The organism is Pseudonocardia sp. NPDC049154, assembly GCF_040648315.1.
In the GTDB taxonomy this organism is placed as follows: domain Bacteria; phylum Actinomycetota; class Actinomycetes; order Mycobacteriales; family Pseudonocardiaceae; genus Pseudonocardia.
Window position 1 is genome coordinate 1 of the sequence record NZ_JBEZDN010000257.1, and the last position, 1,908, is coordinate 1,908.

General features: G+C 75.4%; 3 protein-coding genes. All 3 read left to right on the top strand.

Annotated elements, in window-relative coordinates:
- The first annotated feature begins 80 nt into the window (after nucleotides 1-80).
- On the top strand, nucleotides 81-608 hold the full coding sequence (locus tag AB0B41_RS43135; protein WP_358213025.1) for a hypothetical protein: 528 nt from the start codon (nucleotides 81-83) through the stop codon (nucleotides 606-608).
- Nucleotides 609-787: 179 nt separating this feature from the next.
- The gene (locus tag AB0B41_RS43140) at nucleotides 788-1,231 is read left to right on the top strand and encodes a hypothetical protein (RefSeq protein ID WP_358213022.1); all 444 of its coding nucleotides are present in this window, start codon (nucleotides 788-790) and stop codon (nucleotides 1,229-1,231) included.
- A gap of 35 nt (nucleotides 1,232-1,266) precedes the next feature.
- Nucleotides 1,267-1,908: hypothetical protein (locus AB0B41_RS43145; RefSeq protein ID WP_358213023.1), on the top strand; the 642-nt coding region annotated here is incomplete at its 3' end.

Sequence of the window (1,908 nt, forward strand, 5' to 3'; positions counted from 1 at the left end):
CGCGGGCGGGTTCGGCCTCGGCACCTGCGCGCATGGCGGCCCGGACCTCGGCGGGGTCCTCGGTGCGCGGGTTGTCGTCCGTGACGATCAGCACGACCGAGCGATTGTCCGCGGCCCCGCGGGTCGGCGGCGCCCGCCACCGGGTTCCGGGCCCGCGTGCCGCGGCCGACGACCCCGCCGGCGCCACGCCCTCCCGAGCGGTCGACCCGGAACGCGCCGACCCGGAACGCGCCGACCCGGAACGTGCGGACCCGGAACGCGCGGACCCGGAGCGCCCGGCGTCGACGAGCTCGGCCCCGTCGCGCCCGTCCTCCGCGGACGAGCGCACACTCGCGGCCGCGGGTCCCTCCACCGCCGCGGACGACAGATCCCCGACCGGCACCGGTGCCGCGCCCGTCGACCCCCGCGAGCGCGCGATGGGTGACGCCAGGCCGGGCCCGTCGGACGACGCCGCGACCGCCCCCTCCGGCGCCCTGCCCCGCCGCCGGGGCGACACCGTGATCCCGCCCCGGCGCGAGCCCGAGGAGGGCGAGCAGGATCGGCGCTGGGCCACGGACCTGCACACGTTGTGGCGGTTGGCCGACGGCCTGCGGAGGCGGTTGCGGTGATTTCCGGCCGCCGGGTGGCGGGTTCCCGCGGGCCGCCCGGGCCACCGTTCCGCGGTCGTCCGGGAAATGCACCCCCGGTGCCCCGCGCAACGATTCTGCGATACGCTTGAGGTTCCCCCGTCCCACCTTTCGAAGGCCGCCGGAGAATCGTCCCCCGAACCGGCGGTCGGAGGCACACAATGAGCTCCATCGAGCATTCCCTGGACATGGCCGCCAACATCAAGGGCGCCTTCGCCGTCGCGCTGGTCGACTACGACAGCGGCATGATGCTCGGCTCGCGCGGTGGCAGCGCCGAGTTCGACCTCGAGGTCGCGGCGCCCGGCAACAGCGACGTCGTGAAGAGCAAGATCGAGGTCACGCAGAAGCTCGGGCTGCGGGAGCAGATCGAGGACATCCTGATCACGCTGGACAACCAGTACCACCTGATCCGCCTGATCCGCGGCCTGCCGGACGAGAAGCTCTTCCTGTACCTGGTCCTCAACCGCCAGCAGGCCAACCTGGCCATGGCGCGGCGCGACCTGCGCGTCATCGAGCAGGAGTTCTACATGTCCCACCCCAACGCCGGCGCCCGCTCGCCGCAGGGCGGCGACAGCCAGTACTTCCAGGCGAACGCCCACCGCTGATCGCGGTCCGCGACCGTCCCGATACAAATTCAGGCGTGCTGAGCATCCCCGGCAGTCCCGGAGTCCTGCGCGTCGCGGCGAAGGAGGTGCTGCGCCAGCCGTCCGTGCTGGCGTGCGCCCTCGTCGACGTCGAGAGCGGTCTGACGCTCGACGCCGAGACGGCGGACCGCGCGCGGCTCGACACCGAGGCCGTGGCCGCCGCGCAGGCCGAGGTGATCCGCGCCGCGCAGGCGCTCGCCCAGGTCGTGCGCGGCGCCCCGGCCGAGGTCGTCGTGAAGCAGGGATCGGCGGTCCTGCACCTGATCCGGCTGCTGCCGGACCCGGTGGGCCCCGGCCTCGTGCTCTCGGTGCTGGTCCTCACCCCCGAGCGCAACCTGCGCAAGGTCCGGCGCGTGCTGGACCGGGTCGATCCCGCGGCCTTCGTGCCGCGCCGCCCGCGGGCGGCGTCGCCGGTGGCGACGTCGGAGGTCACCGCCGTGCCCGACACCGCGACGTGGTCCCCCGACAATGCCCCCGTGGCGGCCGGTTCCGCACCGGCTCCCGCCGGACCACCGGCTCCTGCGCCCGCCGCTCCGGGTGCTCCCGCGCAACCGGGCGCCGCGGCGGCAGGCGTCGGGGCTCCCGGCGGTGCTCCCGTGCGGCCGGTCGCGGGCCCGGCGCCCGTCGGCACCATGGTG

Coding starts and splice junctions, on each gene's coding strand:
- AB0B41_RS43140 (WP_358213022.1), top strand. CDS start 788: ATGAGCTCCATCGAGCATTCCCTGGACATGGCCGCCAACATCAAGGGC.